This window comes from Roseateles violae (assembly GCF_030410485.1).
Classification (GTDB): Bacteria; Pseudomonadota; Gammaproteobacteria; order Burkholderiales; family Burkholderiaceae_C; genus Roseateles_D; species Roseateles_D violae.
This window is the reverse complement of the sequence record NZ_JAUHHC010000002.1, coordinates 436,741-452,502: the sequence shown is the minus strand read 5'-3', so window position 1 is coordinate 452,502 and position 15,762 is coordinate 436,741. Positions and strand designations below refer to the sequence as shown.

The 15,762-nt window shown below is 68.4% G+C and carries 12 protein-coding genes; 10 read left to right on the top strand and 2 right to left on the bottom strand.

The window, feature by feature from the left end; genetic code table 11:
- Positions 1-14 precede the first annotated feature (14 nt).
- A complete protein-coding gene (locus tag QWJ38_RS07585; protein ID WP_290358451.1) occupies positions 15-851 on the top strand; it encodes a DUF924 family protein in 837 nt (278 codons plus the stop codon).
- Here QWJ38_RS07585 and QWJ38_RS07580 read toward each other — a convergent pair whose 3' ends face one another.
- Positions 852-2,570, bottom strand: coding sequence for a long-chain fatty acid--CoA ligase (locus QWJ38_RS07580; protein WP_290358450.1), 1,719 nt, complete (start codon positions 2,568-2,570; stop codon positions 852-854).
- Positions 2,571-2,803: 233 nt separating this feature from the next.
- Here QWJ38_RS07580 and argG point away from each other — a divergent pair, with 233 nt between their 5' ends.
- The 3 genes from argG to QWJ38_RS07565 are packed head-to-tail and all read left to right on the top strand — an operon-like array spanning position 2,804 to position 6,884.
- A complete protein-coding gene (gene argG, locus QWJ38_RS07575; RefSeq protein ID WP_290358449.1) occupies positions 2,804-4,135 on the top strand; it encodes an argininosuccinate synthase in 1,332 nt (443 codons plus the stop codon).
- Positions 4,135-4,677 (top strand): putative pterin-binding protein, encoded by a 543-nt coding sequence (locus QWJ38_RS07570; RefSeq protein WP_290358448.1) that lies wholly within the window; start codon positions 4,135-4,137, stop codon positions 4,675-4,677. Before argG ends, QWJ38_RS07570 begins: the two co-directional genes overlap by 1 nt.
- The gene (locus QWJ38_RS07565) at positions 4,677-6,884 is read left to right on the top strand and encodes a response regulator (RefSeq protein ID WP_290358447.1); all 2,208 of its coding nucleotides are present in this window, start codon (positions 4,677-4,679) and stop codon (positions 6,882-6,884) included. The genes QWJ38_RS07570 and QWJ38_RS07565 overlap by 1 nt, the downstream gene beginning before the upstream one ends.
- Before the next feature lie 9 nt (positions 6,885-6,893).
- Here the strand turns inward: QWJ38_RS07565 and murB are convergent, their stop codons facing one another.
- Positions 6,894-7,955, bottom strand: a complete 1,062-nt coding sequence (murB, locus tag QWJ38_RS07560; RefSeq protein ID WP_290358446.1) for a UDP-N-acetylmuramate dehydrogenase — start codon at positions 7,953-7,955, stop codon at positions 6,894-6,896.
- A 97-nt stretch (positions 7,956-8,052) separates the two neighbouring features.
- On the opposite strand from murB, the gene QWJ38_RS07555 reads away from it, so the two are divergent.
- From QWJ38_RS07555 to QWJ38_RS07530, 6 genes are all read left to right on the top strand, one after another.
- Positions 8,053-8,547: a YajQ family cyclic di-GMP-binding protein gene (locus QWJ38_RS07555; RefSeq protein WP_290358445.1), complete on the top strand. Its 495-nt coding sequence runs from the start codon at positions 8,053-8,055 to the stop codon at positions 8,545-8,547.
- A gap of 8 nt (positions 8,548-8,555) precedes the next feature.
- Positions 8,556-9,221 (top strand): retropepsin-like aspartic protease family protein, encoded by a 666-nt coding sequence (locus QWJ38_RS07550; RefSeq protein ID WP_290358444.1) that lies wholly within the window; start codon positions 8,556-8,558, stop codon positions 9,219-9,221.
- 134 nt (positions 9,222-9,355) lie between these two features.
- Positions 9,356-12,154 carry an XrtA/PEP-CTERM system TPR-repeat protein PrsT gene (gene prsT, locus QWJ38_RS07545; RefSeq protein WP_290358443.1) on the top strand — a complete coding sequence of 933 codons (2,799 nt, stop codon included), beginning with the start codon at positions 9,356-9,358 and terminating at the stop codon, positions 12,152-12,154.
- 167 nt (positions 12,155-12,321) lie between these two features.
- Entirely contained in the window at positions 12,322-13,242 is a 921-nt protein-coding gene (locus tag QWJ38_RS07540) for a PEP-CTERM sorting domain-containing protein (protein WP_290358442.1), read from the top strand.
- A 195-nt stretch (positions 13,243-13,437) separates the two neighbouring features.
- Entirely contained in the window at positions 13,438-14,616 is a 1,179-nt protein-coding gene (locus tag QWJ38_RS07535) for an acyl-CoA dehydrogenase family protein (protein ID WP_290358441.1), read from the top strand.
- Positions 14,617-14,627: 11 nt separating this feature from the next.
- On the top strand, positions 14,628-15,746 hold the full coding sequence (locus QWJ38_RS07530; RefSeq protein ID WP_290358440.1) for an acyl-CoA dehydrogenase family protein: 1,119 nt from the start codon (positions 14,628-14,630) through the stop codon (positions 15,744-15,746).
- Positions 15,747-15,762 lie beyond the last annotated feature (16 nt).

Genomic DNA, 15,762 nt, shown 5'->3' with positions numbered 1-15,762 from the left:
GGTTCAATAAAGCCATGCTGACGATCAGCCATCGCAAGGACCATTTCGAGGCCGAGGTCGAGGGCCGCCGCGTCGAACTCGACTACCTGCGCCATGCCGACCAGCTGGTCTTCCACCACACCGGCACCGACCCGGCCCTGCGCGGCCGTGGCCTGGCCGCCGAGATCGTCGAGCATGCGCTGCAGTGGGCGGCGCCGCAGGGCCTGCAGCTGGTCGCCAGCTGCAGCTATGTGGTCGGCTATCTGCAGCGCCATCCGCGCTGGTTGCGACTGACCGAGGCGAGCGCCGTCCAGCAGGTGCTGAACTTCTGGTTCGGCCCGCTGGGCAGCGAGTCGGACGGCCAGGTCCGCGCCGAATGGTTCCAGAAGAACGCAGCCTTCGACGCCGAGATCGCCGCGCGCTTCGGCCCGCTGATCGAGCGCCTGCTGGCCCAGGGCCTGCAGGACTGGCCCGAGACGCCGCTGGCGCGGGTGGCCGCCATCGTCGTGCTGGACCAGTTCACCCGCAACAGCTTCCGCGGCCAGGCCAAGGCCTTTGCCGGCGACGCGCTGGCGCTGCAGACCTCGCTGGCCCTGCTGCACGGCGGCGCCGAGCTGGGCACGCTGCAGCGCTGGTTCGCGCTGATGCCGCTCGAGCATGCCGAGGATCTGGCGATGCAAGAGCGCTCGGTGCGCGAATTCGAGGCGCTGGCGGCGGCCGATCCGCGCCTGAACAGCGCGCTGGACTATGCGCGCCGCCATCTGGACGTCATTGCGCGCTTCGGCCGCTTTCCGCATCGCAATGCGGCGCTGGGCCGGTCGTCGACGGCCGAGGAGCTCGACTATCTGGCCCGGCCCGGCGCCGGTTTCTGATCAGCCCGCCGCGCTCTCCTTTTCCTGCAGCAGCCGCCACATCACCTTGCCCGAGCCCGATTTGGGCAGGCTGTCGGCGAACTCGACGATCTTGGGCACCTTGTAGGCGGCCATATGCTCCTTGGACCAGGCCATGATGTCCTCGGCCGTGGTCCGGCCCCTGGCCTCGGCGCGCAGCACGACGATGGCCTTGACCGTCTCACCGCGGTAGGCATCCTTGGCGGCGATGATGCAGGCCTCCTGCACGGCCGGGTTCTTGTACAGCAGCATCTCGACCTCGCTGGGCCAGACCTTGTAGCCGCTGGCGTTGATCATCCGCTTGAGCCGGTCGGTGATGAAGAAATAGCCCTCCTCGTCCATGCGGCCGAGGTCGCCGGTGCGGAAGAAGCGCTTGCCCTCGATCTCGATGAAGGCGGCGGCCGTCGCCTCGGGCTGTTGCCAGTAGCCCTTGAACACCATGGGCCCGTGGGTGACGATCTCGCCAACCTCGCCGATAGCCACCTCCTCCAGCGAGACCGGATCGATGATGCGTGAATCGACGCCGAAGATCGGGATGCCCAGGCATTGCAGCTTGGCCCGCTCGGGCGGGTTGCCGTGGCTGGGCGCGGCGGTCTCGGTGAGGCCGTAGCCTTCGGCGAAGGTCAGGCCGAATTCCTGTTGCAGACGCTCGGCCACCGCCTGCGGCATCGCCGCGCCGCCGCCGCTGAGGTACTTGAGGCTGGAAAGATCGAAGCTCTTGTAGTTGGGGCTGCCGAACAGGTCGATGATCATCGTCGGGATGCAGGTCCAGTGCGTGACCTTGTAGCGCGAGATCAGGCGCCCGGCCAGCTCGCGGTCCCAGCGCGGCATGATGACCATCGTCATGCCCATGAACACGGGGCCCAGCACGCCGTAGAGCATGCCGGTGATGTGGAACATCGGCACCACCGCCAGGCCGACCGACTCGGCCGAGGCATAGCCCCATTGGCCGCCGCCGCAGCAGTTGCTCATCAGCGTGCGGTTGGTGTGCATGCAGCCCTTGGGCAGGCCGGTCGTGCCCGAGGTATAGGGCAGCATGGCCAGATCGTCGGGGCGCGCGGTGTGCGGGCCGGCAGCGTGGCCGGCGGCCAATGCGTCCGTCCAGCGGGTCATGCCGGCCGGCACGGCCGGATCGGCGCTCAGCCACTGCAGCATGGCCTCGGGCAGGCTCAGCTCGGCCGGCACGCCGCCGGGCGGCAAGGCATCCGCATAGCGGGCGACCAGCACCGTCTTCGCCTGTTGCGACTCGGGCAAGGCCTTGTTGGCCGCCTCGACGATGCCGGCCAGGTCGGCGCTGCAGATGATGGCCTTGGTGGCCGGATCGCTGATGTAGTGGCCGAATTCCTCGGCCCGGTTCATCGGGTTGACCGGCACGACCACCGCATTCGCCCGGTTGATCGCATAGAAGGCCGCCAGGTACTGCGGGCAGTTCTGCATGTACAGCGCCACCCGGTCGCCGGCCGCCACGCCCTGCGCCTGCAGCCAGCCGGCCAGCGCCTCGACCTCGGCATGCAGTTCGGCATAGCGCTTGGCCTGGCCGCAGAAGATCGTCGCCGCCTTGTCCGGATAGCGCCGCGCCGCGACGTCGAGGTTGAACCACAGCGAGGTCTGCGGAATCGCCAGCTCGCGCGGCAGGCGCTTGGGCCAGTGGCTGTGCTGGGCGATCCGTTGCGGGGAGAGAGAGTCGGTGGCGCTGCTCACAACAAATGTCTCCTGGTTCTTGGACTGTAAAAGCCGGTCTGGGCCGGTTCGCCCCCATTCTGGTCTGCCGGCCGGCGCAACACCTGTCGCTGCCGAGACACGGCCGGCGGGGCAATGCCGCAACAGCGCCGGCCGGGATTGGTCCTAATTTGACAGAAAATGCATCGCTTGCGCCGTCGCCCGGCCCGGGCCGCCCCCCGCTCGCCTACATTTAGCCTGCCATTACCGAAGCCATGTCCACGATTCTTCAGCACATCCCCGCCGGCCAGAAGGTCGGCATCGCCTTCTCCGGCGGTCTCGACACCAGCGCCGCCCTGCACTGGATGCGTTTGAAGGGCGCGATCCCCTACGCCTACACCGCCAATCTGGGCCAGCCCGACGAGCCGGACTACGACGAGATCCCGCGCAAGGCCATGCAGTACGGCGCCGAGAAGGCGCGCCTGGTCGACTGCCGCGCGCAGCTGGTGGCCGAGGGCATCGCCGCGCTGCAGGCCGGCGCCTTCCACATCAGCACCGGCGGCATCACCTACTTCAACACGACGCCGCTGGGCCGCGCGGTCACCGGCACGATGCTGGTTGCCGCGATGAAGGAGGACGAGGTCAATATCTGGGGCGACGGTTCGACCTTCAAGGGCAATGACATCGAGCGCTTCTACCGCTACGGCCTGCTGACCAATCCGGCGCTGAAGATCTACAAGCCCTGGCTGGACCAGCTCTTCATCGACGAGCTGGGCGGCCGCGCCGAGATGAGCGCCTTCATGACCAAGGCCGGCTTCGGCTACAAGATGAGCGCCGAGAAGGCCTATTCGACCGATTCGAACATGCTGGGCGCGACGCACGAGGCCAAGGACCTCGAGCATCTGAACAGCGGCATCAAGATCGTCAACCCGATCATGGGCGTGGCCTTCTGGCGCGAGGACGTCGAGGTCAAGGCCGAGACGGTCAGCGTGCGCTTCGAGGAAGGCGTGCCGGTGGCGCTGAACGGCGTCGAGTACCGCGACCCGGTGGCGCTGATGATGGAGGCCAACCGCATCGGCGGCCGCCATGGCCTGGGCATGAGCGACCAGATCGAGAACCGCATCATCGAGGCCAAGAGCCGCGGCATCTACGAGGCGCCGGGTCTTGCCCTTTTGCACATCGCCTACGAGCGCCTGGTGACCGGCATCCACAACGAGGACACGATCGAGCAGTACCGGATCAACGGCCTCAAGCTCGGCCGCCTGCTCTATCAGGGCCGCTGGTTCGACCCGCAGGCCATCATGCTGCGCGAGACGGCGCAGCGCTGGGTCGCCCGCGCAATCACCGGCGAGGTGACGATCGAGCTGCGCCGCGGCAACGACTACTCGCTGCTGGACACGCAAAGCCCGAACCTGACCTATGCGCCGGAGCGGCTGTCGATGGAGAAGGTCGAGGATGCGCCGTTCAGCCCGGCCGACCGCATCGGCCAGCTGACCATGCGCAATCTGGACATCACCGACACGCGCGCCAAGCTGGGCATCTACACCCAGAGCGGCCTGCTGGCCGCCGGCTCGGCCAGCGCTTTGCCGCAGCTGAAGAACGACTGATGCAGGGCCGGCCCAACGCGCCGCGGTCGCGGCGCCGGATCTGGCTGGCTGCGGCGGCGCTGCTGCTGGCCGCCCTGCCCGGCGCCTGGGCGCTGGAAGCGCCCAGCGGCAAGGTGGTGCTGACGATCAGCGGGCCGCTGCGCTCGCCGAACGACGGCAAGGGCCAGGCCAGCTTCGACATGGCCATGCTGGCGGCGCTGCCGCAGCACAGCTTCACGACCAAGACGCCCTGGTATCAGGGCCCGCGCAAGTTCACCGGCCCGCTGCTGCGCGACGTGCTGGCGGCGGCCGGCGTGGACACCAGCCAGCAGGGCCGCAAGCTGGAGGCGCGGGCCATCAACGACTACAAGGTCACGATCCCGCTGGACGACGCGCAGCGCCACGAGGTGCTGCTGGCGCGCCTGATGGACGACCGGCCGATGGCCGTGCGCGACAAGGGCCCGCTGTTCATCATCTATCCCTTCGACAAGGACGAGCAGCTGCGCAACACGGTCTATTACGGCCGCTCGGCCTGGCAGCTCAAGGCGCTGGCGGTCCAGTGATGAAGACCCCGCCGGCCAGCCGCCGCCGCCGCTCCCTGCGCATGCTCCTGGCCGCGCTGGGCGCCATGCTGGTGCTGGCCTTCGGCGCCGTCGGCCTGCTGCAGGCGCACCAGTTCAAGCTGCTCAATGCGACCACCCGCTACCAGGACGACTACCTGGTCTGGAGCCTGTTCCAGTTCGAGGTCGAGTACCTGAAGCTGCGCCTGGCGCTGGAGCAGGCGGCCGGGCCCAGCGTCGCGATCGACGCCGAGGCGGTCGAGCAGCGCTACGAGATCTTCGTCAGCCGGCTGGGCCTGCTGGAGGACGAGCATGCAGCCAAGATCCTGCAGGAACATCCGGACTACCGCCGTACGCTGGAGCGCAGCCGCCGCTTCGTGCAATGGGCCGACGCGCTGCCGCTGAATGCCGAGACGGTGCGGGCGCGGCCGCAGGCGCTCAACGAGGCGATCGAGCGCATGGACGGCCTGGCCGAGGCGATCCGCGAGCTGTCGCTGACGGCCACCCACCATGTCTCGGCCCAGGTCAGCGAGCGCAACGAGCTGGTGCGCCGGCTGAACCAGCAAAGCATCGCGCTGACGCTGCTGCAGTGCGTGCTGGCGCTGAGCTTTGCCGCCGTCATGATCCGCCAGTTCCGCCGCCTCGCCCGCTACGGACGCGAGCAGAAGGCGCTGGCGCAGCGGCTGCAGGATGCACGCCAGGAGGTCGAGCTCGGCAGCCGCGCCAAGAGCGTGTTCCAGGCCCATATGAGCCACGAGCTGCGCACGCCGATGCACGGGCTGCTGGGCATGCTCTCGCTGCTGAAGGACAGCGGCCTGACGCCGGCCCAGCAAGGCCAGCTGCAGGCGGCCAGCGATTCGGCTCGCCACCTGCTGTCGGTGCTGAACGATCTGCTCGACGTGTCCAAGCTGGAGGCCGGCGGCATCGAGCTGCACCCGCAGCCGCTGCAGCTGGCCGGCCTGCTGCGCGAGCTGGAAGAACTGAGCTGGCCGCAGGCCCTGGTCAAGGGTCTGGACCTGAGGATCGCGATGGACGGCGACGTGCCGGCCTGGGTCAGCGCCGACCCGACCCGGCTGCGCCAGATCCTGCTGAACCTGCTCGGCAATGCGCTGAAGTTCAGCGAGCATGGCCGGGTCGCGCTGCAGCTGAGCCGCCAGAACGACGCGCTGGGCCGCGAGCTGCTGCGCTTCGAGGTCAGCGATACCGGCATCGGCATGGACGCGGCCACCCAGGCGCGGCTGTTCCAGCGCAGGGACGCGGCCGGTGCAAGCGAGGCCGACGCCCGGCAGCCCCCCCGCTTCGGCGGTGGCCTGAGCCTGGAGGTGTCGCGCCGGCTGGCCCGCGCGATGGGCGGCGACCTCCATGTCGCCAGCGAGCCGGGCCAGGGTTCGGTGTTCGCGCTGGAGCTGCGCCTGCCGGCCTGCGAGCCGCCGCCGGCCGCCGCGGCAGCGGCGCAGCAGGCCGCGCGCGCCACGACCCGGCTGAAGATCCTGGTCTCCGAGGACCACGACACCAACCGCACCTTCCTCGCCGCGGTGCTGGAACGGCTGGGCCATCAGGCGGTCTTCTGCGAGAACGGCCTGGAGGCCCTGCAGCGGCTGAAGACCGAGGATTTCGATCTGGTGCTGATGGATCTGCACACGCCGATGATGGACGGCTTCCAGGCGGCGCGGGCAATGCGCGCGCTGCCGGCGCCCAAGTCGGCCGTGCGCATCATCGCGCTGTCGGCCGATGCCAACGAGGCCGCGCGCGAACGCGCGCTGCAGGCCGGCATGGACGATTTCCTGGCCAAGCCGGTCGGTATCGAACAACTGTCGCAAACCATTGCGCGCCATGGCTCGGAGCGCCCGGGCGAGCCGCAGCTCGCCCCGCACCTCGATGAGCGGACCCTGGCCGAGCTGCGCCGCCATCTGCCCGAGGCGCGCGTGCGCCAGCTCTACGCGGGCTTCGTCGCCGGCCTGGCCTCGACCCGCGCCGCGCTGCAGCAGGCACAAAGCCGCCAGGACAGCGCCGCGCTGCGCGCCGCCACGCACAGCATCAAGGGGGCGGCCGCCAATCTGGGCCTGAATCTGGTGGCCGAGCCGGCCCGGGCGTTGGAGGCAGCGCTGGCCGAGGCGGCCGACTGGCTGCAGATCGAGCGCCATATCGGCGCGCTGCTCGAGGCGCTGGGGCGCAGCGAGGCACTGTGCAGCGAGCGCGGCCTGGCCTGATCGGCCGGCTCAGAGCAGCACCGGCTCCGGCTCGAGCCGGATGCCGAAGCGGCCGTAGACGCTTTCCTGGATCGCCCGCGCCAAGGTGACGACCTCGGCGCCACGCGCCTCGCCGCGGTTGACCAGCACCAGCGCCTGCTTCTCGTAGACGGCCGCGCCGCCGACCGCCTTGCCCTTCCAGCCGCAGGCATCGATCATCCAGCCGGCGGCCAGCTTGACCGTGCCGTCGGGCATCGGGTAGTGCACGATGCCGGGGTCGCGACCGATGATGTCGCGGCACTGTTCCTCGCTGACGACCGGGTTCTTGAAGAAGCTGCCGGCATTGCCGATCTGCGCCGGGTCGGGGAGCTTGGCGCGGCGGATCTCGCAGATCCAGTCGAAGATCTGGCGCGCGCTCGGGCTGGCGATGCCGGTCTCGGCGATCTTGCGTTCCAGTTCCAGATAGCCGAGCACCGGCTGCCAGGGCTTCGGGCAGCGCAGGCGCACGCGGGTGATCACGCTCTTGCCCGCCAGGCCGCCGAAACCCTCGTGCTTGAACACGCTGTCGCGGTAGCCGAACTTGCAGACCGAGGCCGGCAGCAGCGCCGCGCGGCCGGTCACCAGATCGACGACCTCGACGCTCTCCAGCCGGTCCTTCAGCTCCAGGCCATAGGCGCCGATGTTCTGCACCGGCGCGGCGCCAACGGTGCCGGGGATCAGCGCCAGGTTCTCGAGCCCGGGATAACCCGCGTCGATCGACCATTGCACCAGCTGATGCCAGGCGACGCCGGCCCCCGCCTCGACAATCCAGGCGTCTTCGCGTTCTTCCAGCAGGCGCAGGCCGGGAATCTCGATCTTCAGCACCACCGCGTCCATGTCCTTGGTCAGCACGATATTGCTGCCGCCGCCGAGCACGAACTTCGCCCGCCGGCCCAGTTGCGGGTGGTCGACGACGCGGCGCACATCGGCGGCCTCGCGGATGCGCACCAGGGTGCCGGCGACGGCGGGCAGCCCGAAGCTGTTGTAGGGCTTCAGATTGACCTCGTGCTCGATGGCGAGCCGCGCGGCGGCCGACCCATTCGGGGGATTCACAGCTTGTTCCTGCATGGCAGAATTTTGCCTCGGCGCGGAGCCTGCCTCGTCGAAAGCCTTCGGCTTTTACCTTTTTCTTTTTTTAAGCAGATATCTGATGCCCAGCTTCGACACCGTCCTCGAACCCGATATGGTCAAGATCAAGAATGGCGTGGACAACAGCGCCAAGGAAATCGGCACCCGCTTCGACTTCAAGGGCACCAGCGCCCAGGTCGAGTTGAAGGACAAGGAAAAGGAAATCCTCGCCACCGGCGACAGCGAGTTCCAGCTCGAGCAGATCGAGGCGGTGCTGTATGGCAAGCTGGTCAAGCAGGACGTGGTGATCAACTTCCTCGACAAGAAGGACAAGATCGACAAGCTGGGCGGCGACAAGGTGCGCCAGGTCTACAAGATCAAGAACGGCATCGAGGCCGAGCTGGCCAAGAAGATCGTCGGCACGATCAAGAACAGCAAGCTGAAGGTGCAGGCCTCGATCCAGGGCGATAGCGTGCGCGTCACCGGCAAGAACCGCGACGATCTGCAGCAGACGATCGCCTTGCTGAAGAAGGAGCTGTCCGACGTGCCGCTGAGCTACAACAACTTCCGCGACTGAGCACCGCCATGCTGCGCCGCCGCGCCCTCGCCCTCGCCGCCCTGCTGGTGGCCGCGTCGGCCTGGGGCCAGCAAGGCGCGGGCAGCGCGCCGACGGTCAGCTTCAACGGCAGCCTGGGGCAGAAGGCGGCGCTGCTGCTGATCGACGGCGAGCCGCGCACGGTGCCGGTCGGCCAGAGCGTGCGCGGGGTGCGGCTGCTGGCGCTGGAGGAAGGTCGCGCCGTGGTCGAGATCGACGGGCGGCGTCAGGCCTTGCTGCTGGGCGCCTCACCGGGCCGCATCGGCGCGGCCGAGATGCCCAACGCCGGCCGGCAGATCGTGCTGAGCTCCGGCGCCGGCGGGCATTTCACCGCCAACGGCACCATCAATGGCCAGCACACGCAGTTCCTCGTCGATACCGGCGCGACCAGCATCGCGATCAGCCAGATCGAGGCCGAGCGCATGAATCTGCGCTTTCGCGATGGCCGCCGCGTGATGACCCAGACGGCCAATGGCGCGGCGCCGGCGCACCAGATCTATCTGAACAGCGTGCGCATCGGCGATGTCGAGGTCCGCAATGTCGAGGCGATCGTCATCCCCGGCGTGATGAGCCATGTGCTGCTGGGCAACAGCTTCCTGACCCGCTTCCAGATGCGCCGGGACAACGACATCCTGACGCTGGATCTGCGTTACTGAAGCCGCGGAAAAAATGCCGTTTCCGGCACCCGGCCGCCGGCTCCGCGGCGCCCGCCGCGCGGCGATTCTGCAAGAATCCGCCGTCCTTGCCCGATGGCGGTCCACCCCGACGCCGAATCCGAGCTCCTTCAGCCATGACCCCATTCCTGCGGCGCCGACTTCTGCCCCTGATGCTGGCGCTGGCCGCCGGCCATGCCCTGGCGCAGTCCGACGGCAAGGCGGCGCGCTTTTACGAAGACGCGCTGAAGCGCTATGAGCGCCGCGATCTGGCCGGCGCGATCATCCAGCTGAAGAATGCGCAGCAGATCGATGCCAGCCTGCTGCCGGTCCATGTGCTGATGGGCAAGGCCCTGCTGGCCCAGGGCGAGGCGGCGAACGCCGCGATCGAGCTCAACGAGGCGCTGCGCCTGGGCGTCAACCGGGCCGAGGTCGTCGTACCGCTGACGCAGGCGATGATCGCCGAGGGCAAGCAGTCACAAATGCTCGCCCATCCGCAGCTGCGCGTGGCCGGCCTGCCGGCCGAGACGCAGCTGCAGTTGCTGCTGCTGCGCGCGGCCGCCTATACCGACCTCGGCGACAGCCGCAGCGCGATGCGCGCGATCGAGGACGCACGATCCATCCATCCCAACTCCGCCGCTACCTGGCTCGGCGAGGTGCCGGTGCGGCTGCGCGCGAATCAGCTGCGCGAGGCGCTGGCGGCGGCCGATCAGGCGCTGGAGCTGGCGCCCGACTCGGCCGAGGCCGTCTATCAAAAGGCCACCGTCCTGCATGTCCAGGGACTGACGCGCGAGGCACTGGCGCAGTACGACCGCGCGCTGAAGATTGACGCCCGCCATCTCGAAGCGCGGATGGCGCGGGCCGCCCTGTTGCTCGATCTGGGCCGCGACAAAGACGCCCAAGCCGATCTGGCCTGGCTGCGCAGCGTGGCGCCCGGCGATCCGCGGCCGAACTATCTGCGCGCGCTGCTGGCCGAGCGCGCTGGCGACGCCACCGCCGCCCGCGCGGCGCTGAGAGCGGTGACCGAGCGACTCGATCCGGTGCCGATCGAGTCGATCCGCTACCGGCCACAGGCGTTGATGCTGAACGGCATGGCGCACTTCGGCCTGAACGAGTTCGAGGAGGCCAAGCCCTATCTGGAGTACGCGCTGCGCCACCAGGCGAACACCCCGCTGGCCAAGCTGCTGGCCCACATCGCGATCGCCGAAGGCGCCTACGGCCGCGCCAACGAGCTGCTGGAAGCCTATCTGCGCGTGCATGGCGGTGATGGCCAGGCACTGCTGATGCTGGCCTCGACGCAGATGGCCCAGGGACGCCATGCAAAGGCGACCGCGCTGATGCAAGAGGCGCTGCGCGCCAAGGACGATCCGCGCTTCCGCACCGCGCTGGGGCTGAGCCTGATGCGCAGCGGCCAGGCTTCGGGTGCGATCGCCGAACTCGAGAAGGCCTTCAAGACCGATCCGCGCCAGCCCTATACGGGGCTGGCCCTGGTCGATGTCTATCTGCGCAGCGGCCAGACGGCCAAGGCCCAGGGCATCGCCGATGCGCTGGTCAAGATCAACCCCGGCAATGCCAGCGTGCTGGTCGTGCAGGGCCTGGCCAAGACCCGTGCGCGCGACTACGCCGGTGCGCGCCTGGCCTACGAGGCGGCGCTAAGGCTCGATCCGCAGCAGCTCGAGGCCCGGCTGGGGCTGGCGCGGGTCGACATCCTGAGCCGCGATTTCGAATCGGCGCGCAAGCGCCTGAACGCTGTCCTGAAGGACAACGACAGCAATATCGACGCGCGCTACGAGATGGCCGTGCTGCACGAGGTCTGGGGCAGCGACGAGGAGGCGCTGAAGTGGCTGGAGGCCGCCGTCGAGGCCAGCGGCGCCAACGAGACCCGCGCCAACTTCGCGCTGGTCGCCTGGCATCTGCGCAAGGGCCAGGCCGCCAAGGCCCTGAACGCCGCCAAGCTGCTGCTGGCCAAGCTGCCCGAGGATGTCAGCGCGCTGCAGGCCTATGCGCGCGCGCAGATCGCCAATGGCAACGCCGCCGGCGCCCGCAGCACCCTGACCATCGCCTCGCGGCGCGCCGCCTTCGACGCGGCGGCGCAGGTCGAGATCGCCGCCGCGCAGATGCAGCTGCGCGATCTGGCAGGGGCCGCCTACAGCCTGGACAAGGCACTGACCGCCTCGCCCGACTACCTGCCGGCGATGGCGCTGATGACCAGCCTGGAGCTGGCGCAGAACGAAGCGGCCAAGGCGGAACGCCGGGCCCGGCAGATCATCGCCCAGCATCCGAAGCTGGCCGTCGGCCATGCCCTGCTGGCCGATGTGGCAGGCGCGCGCGGCCAGCCCGCGGCGGCGATCGAATCCTTGCGCCGCGCCCACGAGATCGAGCCGAACAGCCAGACCCTGCTGCGCCTGTTCGCGGCGCTGGCCCGGCAGGACAACGGCAAGCCAGCCATCGAGCTGGCCGAGCGCTGGATGCGCACGCATGCGAAGGACTTCCCGGTCCAGAAGGCCCTGGCCGACGCCCAGGCCCGCAGCGGCAACTATGCGGCGGCCCGCCGCAGCTACGAGGCGGCGCTGCAGCTGCGACCCAGCGATGCGGAGGCGATGAACAACCTCGCCAATGTGTTGTTGCGCCAGAAGGATCCCGGGGCGCTGAAGGTAGCCGAGAAGGCGCTGGCGCTGGCGCCGTACAACCCGCTGGTGATCGACACGGCCGGCTGGGCCAACCATATCGCCGGCAACATGGACAAGGCCTTGACACTGCTGCGCGACGCGCGTCTGCGTGAACCGAATAATCCGGAGATCCGCTACCACCTGGCGACCGTGCTGGCCAAGGCCGGCCGCAAGAGCGAGGCCCGCGAAGAATTGCAGGCGGCCCTGCGGGCGCCCAATTTCGAAGGCATCCAGGACGCCCGCAGCCTGCTTAGCACCCTCGAGTGAAGGGCTGTTGCACCTGTCAGGAAAACCTACATTCGGACCGGGCAAGCCGGCTGAACAGGTGGCAAGCGCCAGACCTCCATGGCACGATGCACCTGGTTCCAATAATGCCGACCAGTCAGGGATCGCCCAACTACATCCTGTCCACAGGGCAGGAGCGGAGAGCAGTCATGCGCAACACACAGACGCCACGAACGCTAATGGCCGTTCAAGCGCTTATGGCAGGCCTGGGTTTGCTCGGCGCCATGTCGGCCGCCCATGCGACGGACACTTGGACCTTTGGCAGCTCGCCCCCACAGACTTGCGAGGGCCCGGGCGACGCGACCTGCAAGGTGGGCGCCAACGAGGCCCATACGGCGGCCTCCCGCAGCGCCGGCCTGGCCTCTACCGACCTGTTCTCGGCAGTCAACCCGAGCAATCTGGTGACCTATCACCCGGGCGGTCTGGGGGGCGTTTCCGACAGTACGAACGCACCCAACCACGCGCTTGAGAACCAGAACAATGTCGAGATGGTGCTGCTGCGTTTCGACAGCACGGCGACGCTGACGCAAGTGAAACTCGGCTGGGCGCAATACGGCAGCGACATCCCGCTGCTGGCCTACACCGGCGCCAACGGTACGAACCCCGATACCGCGGCGGCACTCACAACAACCGGAAAGTCGCTGGCGACCACGCAAACCACTGCCGGTCTGCGCGCTGCGAACGGGTGGGCACTGGTCGGCAACTATGCCGACGTCAGCACCGCCTCGGCCGCGACGGCCAATGCCGGCAACGTGTCTTCGAGTTGGTGGCTCGTCAGCGCCTACAACTCGACGCTGGCCGGGACCGTCGCGAATAACTGCGATACATCGGCGCCGGCCTCCGGCAACTTGGCGGGCCCGAGCAATGGTTGCGGTTCGCCGACGTCCGACACCGCCACGACCGCGGCCCCGATCACCTATTCGAATTCGGGCTATGACTACGTGAAGGTGTACTCCGTCACCGCCGCCACGCCGCGCAATGGGGCCCCAGAGCCGGGCTCGCTGGCCTTGGCCGGCCTGGCACTGTTCGGCCTGCTCTATACGCGCCGTCAATCCAGCGGCAAGAGCTGAACCACGAGAGCGACCACTCGAAGCAATGACAATGAGCGGCCCATAGCGGCCGCTTCGTTTTTCGCCCGCGTTTCTCCGAGCCGCGCTGCCCCGCCCATCGAGGCCATTCACCCCATCCCAGGCGCGCTGTCCCACCCGGGACATCCTGAAAAAGAACGATCGTGCTAAAACACGGTCAGCAAGTAGGAGACATCTATGGACCTGAACTTCACCGCGGAGGAACTGGCCTTTCGTGCCGATATCCGCCAATGGGTGGCCGAGAATCTGCCCAAGGACATCAGCCACAAGGTGCACAACGCGCTGCGGCTGAACAAGGACGATCTGCAGCGCTGGGCCAAGATCCTGGGCCAGAAAGGCTGGCATGGCTGGGCCTGGCCCAAGCAGTTCGGCGGCCCGGGCTGGAACGCGGTGCAACGCCATCTGTTCGAAGAGGAATGCGCCTTGGCCGGCGCGCCGCGCGTCGTGCCTTTCGGCCCGGTGATGGTGGCGCCGGTGATCATGGCCTTCGGCTCGCCCGAGCAGCAGCAAAAGCACCTGCCCGGCATCATGAGCGGCGAGGTCTGGTGGAGCCAAGGCTATAGCGAGCCGGGCTCCGGTTCGGACCTGGCCTCGGTCAAGACGCGCGCGGAGCGTCAGGGCAATAAGTACATCGTCAACGGCCAGAAGACCTGGACGACGCTGGGCCAGTACGGCGACTGGATCTTCTGCCTGGTGCGCACCGACAGCAGCGTCAAGCCGCAGGCCGGCATCTCCTTCCTGCTGATCGACATGAAGTCGCCCGGCGTCACCGTGCGGCCCATCATCATGCTGGACGGCGAGCACGAGGTGAACGAGGTGTTCTTCGACAACGTCGAGGTGCCCATCGAGAACCTGGTCGGCGAGGAGAACAAGGGCTGGGCCTACGCCAAGTACCTGCTGGCCCATGAGCGCACCAATATCGCCGACGTCAACCGCGGCAAGCGCGAGTTGGAGCGGCTCAAGCGCATCGCCAAGGCCGAGGGTGTCTACGAGGACCAGCGCTTCCGCGACCAGATCGCGCTGCTCGAGGTCGACATCGTCGCGCTCGAGATGATGGTGCTGCGCGTGCTGTCGGCCGAGAAGTCGGGCAAGCAGTCGCTGGACGTGGCCGGCCTCTTGAAGATTCGCGGCAGCGAGATCCAGCAGCGCTACACCGAGCTGATGATGCTGGCCGGCGGCCCCTACAGCCTGCCCTTCATCCAGGAGGCGATGGAGGCCGGCTGGCAGGGCGATTACGTCGGCGCCGCCCATTGCGCGCCGCTCGCCAGCCACTACTTCAACTACCGCAAGACGACGATCTACGGCGGCTCGAACGAAGTGCAACGCAATATCGTCGCGCAGACGGTGCTCGGCTAAGGAGTACAGAGATGGATTTCGATTTCACCGAAGACCAGGAATCGCTGCGCGACGCGGTGCGCCGCTGGGTCGACAAGGACTATGACTTCACCCGCCGCCACGCGATCGTCAAGGCCGGCGGCTTCTCGCAGGAGGCCTGGGATGGCCTTATCGGCCTGGGCCTGATGGGCCTGCAGGTGCCCGAGGAACAGGGCGGCCTCGGCTTTGGCGCCGTCGACGCGATGGTCGTGATGGAGGAACTGGGCCGCGGCATCGTGATGGAGCCCTATGCCCAGGCCGCACTGATCGCGCCGACCGTGCTGCGCCAGGCGCCGGAGGCGGTGCAGGCCCAGTGGCTGCCCCAGATCGCCGGCGGCGAGGCGCTGGTCGTGCTGGCCCATCAGGAACGCGCGGCCCGCTACGCGCTCGACAAGGTCGCCACCCGAGCGGTCGGCGGCAAGCTCAGCGGCGCCAAGAGCCTGGTGCCGGCCGGCGACAAGGCCGATGCCTTCATCGTGCCGGCGCAGGCCGAGGGCTCGAATGGTGGCATCGCGCTCTATCTGGTCGGGCGCGGCGCCGCCGGCCTCGCGACCCGCGCCTACAGCCTGCAGGACGGTTCGCGCGCGGCCGAGCTGACGCTCGCAGACACGCCGGCGACGCTGCTGGTCGGCCCCGAGCAGGGCCTGGCCCTGCTGGAACTGGCCGTCGATGTCGGCATCGCGGCGATGTGCGCCGAAGCGGTCGGCGCAATGGACAAGCTGACGGCGATCACGGCCGAGTACCTGAACACGCGCAAGCAGTTCGGCGTCGTCATCGGCAGCTTCCAGGCGCTGCGCCACCGCATTGCCGACGTGAAGATGCAGCTGGAGCTGGGCCGCTCGATGAGCTATTTCGCCACGCTGAAGCTCGGCGACGAGCCGGCCGCGCGCCGCCGCGCCCTCTCGCAGGCCAAGGTGCAGCTGGGCCATTCGGCCCGCTTCGTCGGCCAGCAATGCACGCAGCTGCACGGCGGCATCGGCGTCACCGACGAGTACGTCTCCAGCCATTACTTCAAGCGCCTGACGGCGATGGAGATGCAGTTCGGCGACACCCTGCACCACCTGGGCGAGGTCAGCGCACGCATGCAGGACCAGGCCGGCGTCTTCGCCTAGGCCACGGCGCTACACT

Excerpts from the sequence above, each read along its gene's own strand:
- prsT (WP_290358443.1), top strand. The coding sequence starts at position 9,356 with ATGACCCCATTCCTGCGGCGCCGACTTCTGCCCCTGATGCTGGCGCTG.
- QWJ38_RS07585 (WP_290358451.1), top strand. The coding sequence starts at position 15 with ATGCTGACGATCAGCCATCGCAAGGACCATTTCGAGGCCGAGGTCGAG.
- QWJ38_RS07550 (WP_290358444.1), top strand. The coding sequence starts at position 8,556 with ATGCTGCGCCGCCGCGCCCTCGCCCTCGCCGCCCTGCTGGTGGCCGCG.
- QWJ38_RS07535 (WP_290358441.1), top strand. The coding sequence starts at position 13,438 with ATGGACCTGAACTTCACCGCGGAGGAACTGGCCTTTCGTGCCGATATC.
- QWJ38_RS07565 (WP_290358447.1), top strand. The coding sequence starts at position 4,677 with ATGAAGACCCCGCCGGCCAGCCGCCGCCGCCGCTCCCTGCGCATGCTC.
- QWJ38_RS07530 (WP_290358440.1), top strand. The coding sequence starts at position 14,628 with ATGGATTTCGATTTCACCGAAGACCAGGAATCGCTGCGCGACGCGGTG.
- QWJ38_RS07570 (WP_290358448.1), top strand. The coding sequence starts at position 4,135 with ATGCAGGGCCGGCCCAACGCGCCGCGGTCGCGGCGCCGGATCTGGCTG.
- QWJ38_RS07540 (WP_290358442.1), top strand. The coding sequence starts at position 12,322 with ATGCGCAACACACAGACGCCACGAACGCTAATGGCCGTTCAAGCGCTT.
- argG (WP_290358449.1), top strand. The coding sequence starts at position 2,804 with ATGTCCACGATTCTTCAGCACATCCCCGCCGGCCAGAAGGTCGGCATC.
- QWJ38_RS07555 (WP_290358445.1), top strand. The coding sequence starts at position 8,053 with ATGCCCAGCTTCGACACCGTCCTCGAACCCGATATGGTCAAGATCAAG.